This is a genomic window from Stenotrophomonas sp. GbtcB23, assembly GCF_019091045.1.
Classification (GTDB): domain Bacteria; phylum Pseudomonadota; class Gammaproteobacteria; order Xanthomonadales; family Xanthomonadaceae; genus Stenotrophomonas; species Stenotrophomonas rhizophila_A.
The window spans coordinates 1-228 of the sequence record NZ_JAGXKC010000791.1 but is presented as its reverse complement, the minus strand read 5'-3'; the positions used below and the strand labels follow the sequence as shown (position 1 = coordinate 228).

The 228-nt window shown below is 70.6% G+C and carries 1 pseudogene; it reads left to right on the top strand.

What is annotated here, in order from left to right:
- Positions 1-228, top strand: a pseudogene (locus tag KVS69_RS20940) (iron dicitrate transport regulator FecR); the annotation flags it as partial.

The window sequence follows — 228 nt, the reverse complement described above, 5'->3', positions numbered from 1 at the left end:
CTGGTCACCGTGGAAGATTCCCCGCTGGCGCAGCAGGCCGAAACCGTGATTCCACTGGGCGCGGGCGCCGAGCGCAGCGTGGCAGCCACCAAGAGCTACCTCGCCCCGCTGTCGGCGATCCTGCAGCTGGTGGCGTACTGGAGCCAGGATGCCGGGCTGTTCGCCGCGCTGCGCACGTTGCCCGACGCACTGCGCCAGGCCTGGAACAGCGACTGGTCCGCCCTGACC